Origin of the sequence: Agarivorans sp. (genome assembly GCF_050295395.1) — a bacterium.
Taxonomy (GTDB): Bacteria; Pseudomonadota; Gammaproteobacteria; order Enterobacterales; family Celerinatantimonadaceae; genus Agarivorans.
Window position 1 is genome coordinate 1 of record NZ_JBNKPP010000306.1, and the last position, 7625, is coordinate 7625.

Annotated in this window: 6 protein-coding genes and 1 rRNA gene; 6 read left to right on the top strand and 1 reads right to left on the bottom strand. The window is 43.3% G+C overall.

Annotated elements, in window-relative coordinates; all coding sequences use genetic code 11:
* A 5S ribosomal RNA gene (gene rrf, locus ACQY6Q_RS18350) occupies positions 1 to 86 on the top strand; the annotation flags it as partial.
* Positions 87 to 718: 632 nt separating this feature from the next.
* Here the strand turns inward: rrf and ACQY6Q_RS18355 are convergent.
* Positions 719 to 2332 carry a methyl-accepting chemotaxis protein gene (locus ACQY6Q_RS18355; protein WP_427983656.1) on the bottom strand — a complete coding sequence of 538 codons (1614 nt, stop codon included), beginning with the start codon at positions 2330 to 2332 and terminating at the stop codon, positions 719 to 721.
* A gap of 768 nt (positions 2333 to 3100) precedes the next feature.
* Between ACQY6Q_RS18355 and ACQY6Q_RS18360 the strand changes: the two genes are divergently transcribed.
* From ACQY6Q_RS18360 to ACQY6Q_RS18380, 5 genes are all read left to right on the top strand, one after another.
* Entirely contained in the window at positions 3101 to 3859 is a 759-nt protein-coding gene (locus ACQY6Q_RS18360) for a flagellar basal body L-ring protein FlgH (RefSeq protein WP_427983657.1), read from the top strand.
* A 396-nt stretch (positions 3860 to 4255) separates the two neighbouring features.
* Positions 4256 to 5032, top strand: a complete 777-nt coding sequence (locus tag ACQY6Q_RS18365; protein WP_427983659.1) for a flagellar basal body L-ring protein FlgH — start codon at positions 4256 to 4258, stop codon at positions 5030 to 5032.
* Between the two features lie 10 nt (positions 5033 to 5042).
* Positions 5043 to 6254, top strand: coding sequence for a flagellar assembly protein T N-terminal domain-containing protein (locus tag ACQY6Q_RS18370; protein ID WP_427983660.1), 1212 nt, complete (start codon positions 5043 to 5045; stop codon positions 6252 to 6254).
* A 19-nt stretch (positions 6255 to 6273) separates the two neighbouring features.
* Positions 6274 to 6936, top strand: coding sequence for a hypothetical protein (locus ACQY6Q_RS18375; RefSeq protein ID WP_427983662.1), 663 nt, complete (start codon positions 6274 to 6276; stop codon positions 6934 to 6936).
* Between the two features lie 166 nt (positions 6937 to 7102).
* Positions 7103 to 7625, top strand: a 523-nt coding sequence (locus tag ACQY6Q_RS18380) for a hypothetical protein (protein WP_427983664.1), incomplete at its 3' end; no start/stop codon positions are given.

Below are 7625 nucleotides of genomic sequence, written 5' to 3' on the forward strand. Positions count from 1 at the left end.
GATCCCATGCCGAACTCAGAAGTGAAACGCAACTGCGCCGATGATAGTGTGGGGTTTCCCCATGTGAAAGTAGGTCACCGCCAGGCTTCCAATACTAAGCCCTGCTCAATGAGCAGGGCTTTTTTATTGCCTGAAAACCGCAACCAATTAGCCTACTAGGGGCCTCAGTTCGTAGTAGCACTGCTCTCGCTACGCAGGCTTGTCCGAAATTCTTGCTTCCCCATGTATAAGGCTAGGTGTATGTCTCTTACATAGTTTTCTCATGAGAAAGCCACTAAGCACTAACGCTTGAAAACTAATCGCGCTTAGCTAATTATGCGGTCAAACGACATGAGCCTTGGGGTTGTTCACTACAGCGCGTTCCAGATTAGCCCGGGTACTTTGCCTTTAATTAGTACCATGTCGTATCTGTGCAAGGCAAAGTCTGTACAACATGTTGCTGTGAAAGCTCTGTTGGTTCGTTCACCCCTTTAAGAGCTTTGAGTTATCTGCTCATTTGAATTCCTTTAGCGAAGCTAACAATTGAATTGGTGAGTAATAGCTAATTAGGCTATGGGGAAGAACAAACTTGGGCTAAGCAAGTAAATAGTCACCTTCGCGGTGTGGCGCTTTGGCACCAAGGTATAATGGCTAGCAACTAAGTGACAAAGCAGAGATGATTGATAAGGGATAATATAAAAGGCTCAATGCATGGGCATAGAGCCTAGTCACTTCCTGCTTAGTGTAAAGTAAAGCGCTGTAGTTTTTCATCCAGCTGATGGGACATCTCGGCGAGGGTCTCACTCTCCGATGCTAGAAAGGCCGAAGCTTCACGCATTTCTTGGGTTGCATCGCTAATACCAGAAACATTGCGATTCATATCTTCGGCCACGGCACTTTGTTCTTCGGTGGCAGTGGCAATTTGAGTGGATTGATCGGCGACATTTTGTATATGGGCCACTATATCTTGTAGATCTTTGCCACAGTGCTCTGCCGATTGGACGCTGCTGTCGGCTAAATCAGTGCTCTTTTCCATCATGGTGGCGGTGTCTATGGCCAATTTTTGCAAGCGGTTAATTGTGGCTTGGATCTCTTCAGTCGATTGGTTAGTGCGCCCGGCTAGACTGCGAACCTCATCTGCTACTACCGCAAAGCCTCGACCTTGTTCGCCGGCGCGAGCTGCTTCAATGGCCGCGTTTAATGCGAGCAAATTTGTTTGCTCTGAGATGCTACTAATGACATTGGTGACATCGCTGATTTCAATTACACCTTCTTTTAGTTTTTCTACCTGTAATGAAGCTTGCTTCAATTCACTCGACAAGTTTTTAATGCCATTAACACTGTCGCTAACATCTTTATTTCCTTTACCCACTTCGCTATTGGCGTTCATGGTATTACTGGCGGTTGACTCGGTATAAGTGGCAACTTCGGCAATGCTGGCAGACATTTGATTCATGGCTGTGGCTAGCTGATTTAACTGATCGTGCTGGGCGGTGATAGCTTGACTGGTTTCCTCAGCAGAGGATGCAATACGTGAAGCAGCTTTGGCCAATTCTTTAGCGGAGCTTACCGACTCACTTAAGGCTTCGCGTATTGAGGCAATGCTGTCGTTAATGCGCTGTCCTACTAGGCCGATTTCGTCTTTACCAAACGCAGGGACAGTCACTGTTAAGTTTCCTTTGCTGATGGCGAGCATTACATCTTTGATGGAGTCTAGCGGACCGGTAATGGCACGGGTGATAACAAAACCTAAGGCCGCCATCAGCAGGATTATAACTAAGGTAGCCAAAGCCATCTTGGTAGTCTGTTGATGTACTGCGCTGTCAATATCGTTGATCAACATGCCTGAGCCTATGATCCAGTCCCAGCTGTTAATATTGTTTAAGTAAGCTATTTTATCTGCGGGTTGGCCCTGTTCATCATGCCAAGGATAGGTGACAAGGCCGCCTTGTGGCTGTTTACCAGCATCAACCATTTGGTACCAGAAACCTTGGTCAGAGTTGCGGCCGGCATTGCCCATCTGTTTACCCTCTAATGTCGGTTGAATAGGGTGAACCAGAATGTGTCGGGAGCTATTCATAACAAATAGGTAGTTGTTGTTATCAAAGCGAATGGACTTAATGATTTCGGCGGCGCGTTGTTTGGCCTGTTCAGGGGGAAGTTGCTGGTTAAGCGCGGCAATTTGCGATAATGCTGCGTTTACTACCGCATTGAGTTGGGCCTCGCGTTCACTCAGTAGATTATGTTTTAAGGTATTGGCAGAGATCAGCAACATGGCAATAAAGCCGAGTATGGCGATGCCGATAAGCAGTGATAGCTTGTGTTTTACCTTGATGTTCTGAAGTTTAAGCATTGTAGTTCCTTTGCGTTACTAATCCTAAACCAAGCCATTCGATATTGATTTTAGCCCTGGCATTGAAAGCCTTAGGTTGGCTTTATTGAGCGATAATACTCGCTGCAATAAATAAGACTTTACTGACAAGATTAGTATTAATTAGTCGGCTTGCAAATCAACCTTCGGGTGAAGGATGAATTTTAATTTGACTAATACATGTCATTGTTATTTTTGTATGATGTAAATTGTATTGATTTATTTGGCTGCTGCAATCACCAAGTTGTCCTATGAGACTGTTAATGTTGACAGTTGGGATTAGCACATTATGGCCGACAGACCATGTATATCTGAATTGAATGCCCTCCTTTTTGTTATCGTCAATTTGAGTTTAAGTGAATATTTACTAGGTTTATTTGACCTAACAGGTAAATCATCTATTTTTTGCTATTATTTTGCATATTTTATTTATCCGCGAATTTAGCGTTATATTAATTATTTTCCGTATAAAATCGAAATAAAACACCAATATATTTTTATAAATTGGTGTTTTATTTGCATATGTATTGGCTATTCTCAATAAATCGAAAAGCGACGGATTGTTGTCGTTTGAGTAATAAATTGTCGAGTGGTTGTTCGTAAGGATATGTTTCTGCTTGAGTTATGTGTTTTTATTCTGAAATTTGAGGTTTTGTTTAATGGTGTTTGTAAATATAAACAAAACTGAATTTTTGGCTGGATAAATTCTTCACTGTGACTAAACAAATTCACGTAAGCAGGAATAGACGAATGACTTGCAGATTATTACCGTTGATGATGATTTCACTATTATCAGCATGCTCGACCATTGCCGATAGTATAGAGAAAGTCGCTGACGATGTGCAGCAACACCAAGACCGCCAACAACGACAGGTCACAGTCAGTACCGATAATCGTTCTCCGGTTCCTGATGATCCCTTTTACGCGCCTATAGAACCCAGCCCTGTCGCAGACCCAGTGATAGTGACAGGGTCAATGTTTAACAGCCAAACATCGCGTAGTTTATATAGTTACACTCCACCGTTTGCTTTGGGCGATACCATCACTATTTTGCTGGAAGAAGAGGCTACCGCCACCAAATCGGCCAGTTCCAATCTAGCCAAGGAAAATAGCTATCAGCTTGACCCACTAAAAGTGCCTGGAGGTAACTTAACCATTAACGGTAAGGCGGTTGAGTTAGCGATGAAACAGCAACAGGATTTTGATGGTTCTTCAGATGCCAAGCAGCGGCATCGTTTATCGGGACGCATCACCGTTTCGGTGGTCGACATTTTAAACAATGGTAATTTAGTGGTGCGTGGCGAAAAATGGCTGGTTATCAACAACGGTAAAGAATACATGCGTTTTACCGGCATTGTTCGTCCCTTAGATGTGGCTGAAGACAATTCAATTGGTTCCTATCAAGTCGCAGACGCGCGAATAGAATTTAGCGGCACTGGCGATCATGCCGATGTGCAAACTCAAGGATGGTTATCTTCTATGATGGGAGGTAGCCTTTGGCCTCTATAACTACAGTGGAAATAAGGCAAAATTATTCCCATGGTGGCGTATTTCTTCCGCAGAGAGGCAAATATTGCCGAGCTATATTTGATGCGGCATTAATATTGATCTCAATGAAATCTGAGTAAGATTATCGGCTTCACTACTTCAAACTTTAGCATGATGCCTAAGTTTAGGGTTTATAACTAAAATTTTACTATTTTTAGAATTTTTATTCTAATTTTACTTTTAATGTAAGCCATTAGTTTCTGGTCAGAGGCTTGGAATGAGGATTAGGCGAGAGAGGTTGCTCTAATAATTTGTTTTTCTGAATCTTTGTGGCATCTGCCTTGCTATCTGCCATAGCGGTCCCCCTAAAATGAAGTGCCTATTACAGGTAGTATAGATATAACAAATGGAACTGACGTGATAAACAATAGCATCCTAGTTACTCGAGTTACTGTATTATGCAGCATTATACTTTTGGCGGCTTGTTCTACAGTTAGCGACACCGTTGAACAGGTCGCAGAGAACGTGCAGCAACAACAAGACCAAAGCCAACGACAAGTAACGGTGAGCACCGATCAGCGTTCACCTACCCCAGATGATCCTTACTATGCTCCAATTGAACCTAGCCCGGCCGCGGATCCGGTGATTGTGACCGGGTCCATGTTTAATAGTAATACTTCTAGAAGCTTATACAGCTATACTCCGCCGTTTGCGTTGGGCGATACCATTACCATTATCTTAGAAGAGGAAGCTATAGCCACAAAGTCTGCTAGCTCAAACTTGGGTAAAGAAAATGGGTATCAACTAGATCCAATTAAAATACCTGGAGGAAACCTAACTATTAATGGTCGAGTGGTAGAGTTGGAGATGAAGCAAAAACAGGATTTTGAAGGTTCTTCAGATGCTAATCAGCGACATCGCTTATCTGGTCGTATTACGGTTTCGGTGGTCGACATTTTAAACAATGGTAATTTAGTGGTGCGTGGCGAAAAATGGTTGGTGATTAACAACGGTAAAGAATACATGCGATTTACTGGCATTGTTCGCCCCTTAGATGTGGCTGAAGACAATTCAATTGGTTCCTATCAAGTCGCAGATGCGCGAATAGAATTTAGCGGCACTGGCGATCATGCCGATGTGCAAACTCAAGGTTGGTTATCCTCATTTTTCGGGGGCAGTTTATGGCCTTTGTAGAGGGTAACAAATGCGTTTATTAAGAGTATTCGGAATTTTCCTATTGTTCATGGTGCCTCCGTATATGGGTTATGCAGTATGGTTTGAAGGAGAAGGTAGTGCCAAAATTGTAGACGGCCAAGTGGAGCAGGCTCGTCAGCAAGCGATTAAAGATGCTTTATTAACGCTAATGTATCGAGGAGGCGCTAGCGTAAAATCCTTACAAGTCGTTAAATCAGGAATACTTGAAACCGATGAGTTAACTGTTAGAACCAACGGCGAAGTTTATGACATGAAACTGTTGTTGGAAAATATCTCTGAAGACAAAATCTCCGTAACCGTGGCCGCAGATATCTTTCCGATTAATAGTTGTGAAAAAGATAGCTATGCTAAAACCTTATTCGTTGGACCATTTCAACTACAGAAACGAGAGCATGCTCAGCTAGGAGGGTTGTATCGAGCCCCTGAAGAAGTATCGCGGCGACTATTTCATCGATTTAAGAGTAGCAATAGGCGCATTGATGCTCGGCACTTAATGACTCGGCAAATCGCCTTTGATGGTCGTTATTCAAATGACATTGAACCGCAAATGCTCAAAGTGGCTCGCACTTTGTCTTCTAAATACGATGTGCAATATATTTTGTTTGGCCAAATTACGGATATGTCTAGTTATAACGAAACAACCAGTAATCTGTTAGGTATAAAGAGCACTGTTAAGCAAAGGAATTTTCAGATGAAGCTTTATGTGATTGACGGTATCAATGGTGAAACGATTTTGCGTAAGAATTATGCATCTAATCGTGAATGGCCGTTTGATGTCACCATGAAGCTGGATGTTACTGGCGAAACGTTTTGGTCTTCAGCCTACGGAAATCTGATTGACTCTTATATAGCTGAAGTTGTGAGTGACGTAGAAGATGCAGTGTATTGCCGACAAAGTTTAGCCACGGTGGTGGGTTTGTATAACGACCAAGTGGTTATTAATATTGGACAAACCAATGGGGTTAGAAAGGGTGATAAATTTAAATTGGTCCGTCAGCAATATTTGATGAATCTAGATGGTGGATTACGTGGGCCAATTTTCAATGCTGATGATACTCAATTGACGGTGGTATCAGTACAGTCCGACCGAGCCGTATTAAGAACTGCGCGCTATTCAGACATGGCCAATATTCAAATTAGAGACGTACTTGTGGCCGTAGCCAACGATCCATTTGAGTTTAACGATAATAGTAATTACTAGAGTAAGTAAAGGAGCAAAGATGACATCTTCAACTACCTTAGCTACCAACAATGTGGATTATAAACCCACTTTGCTGAAGACTAATAAGCATACGGCTAGCAGCGAGACTAATACGGCCAATAGCTTTAGTGAGACCTTAAAATCAGTATTCTCATCCAGTACCTCTAACAAAACGAAGGCCGTCGATGAGCTTAGCACCGCCACCAGTGACAAGCCTGCCGAGCAAGTAGCTGCCGCACCAGAAGTTGGCGAGACGGTATCGAATGTAGCCTCTAGCGCGATTGATCTTGGTATGGGCTTAGCCACTGGAAATCCGCTGACGGTTGGTTTAGGTGGCACCGATATGCTACAAACCGTACTACGGGCTGATATTGAAGCGCAGTTCACTCAGCTTGGTCAGGGAATTGCGACGGCATTAATTGCCGGCTTGGCGGGTGATCCTAGCGCCACCAAGGTGCTACCTACTAGTGATGAGTTAGCGGCTCAAGCCGCTGCTGCGAGTGCCGAAATTGTGTCGAATAGCAGCAAACAAGTGGCGGCTTTAAATAATAATGCTACCAGCAGTTCGCTAAGTATCAATGAGGGGAAAGGGATCCCAACCAAGGGAACAATACCAAAAGCCATCTTGGAAGCGTCGGCTTCTACACCCGCTGAGATACTAAAGGCACCCGAAAAAGTCTAATCAAGGCATCATGGATGATTCTTGTTGAGCCAATGGCGACAGACTTAAAGCTTTTCGTATTTTGTTTCGTTGATTTATCCGCAAGTGATCGTTTTCATGATAAAAATTAAGTGAAATGGTCATGCTGATAGCATCAATTAAAACAAACTTGTTAGCAAGGAAGTATATGAAAACAGGGATAGTGTTAGTTTTACTGAGTGTTCTGGTGGCCTGCGGTGGTGGCGGTAGTAGCGGCAGTGTAGAAGAAGATATTGAAACCTATTCGCTGAGTGGTGATGCCTTTGTATTAGACAATACGGTGGTGGATAGCGATATTAATGATCCTAACGCTTACTACAGCAGTAACAATAGCCCCGCTACGGCTCAGTATCTCCCCCCTGTTACCGTAGTGAGTGGTTACTTAACTAGCCATGCCACGGGGATCAGTGGCGACCAATTTGAATTTAATAATGATGCTCTTGATATCTACCGAGTAGATTTAGAAGCAGGGCAAAGCTTATTTCTAGAAATAGCCGATTGGGAGAGTGGAGCAGATAACAGCGATTTTGATTTAACTCTCTATACCGCAGGTGAGCAAACTGAAGTGGCTAGCTCTGTAGGGGTAAATAAGACTGAATTGATCACGGTGGACTCCACTGGTAGTTACTATTTGGTGGTTGATGCCTACACTGGAGCTAACCAAGCCCTTT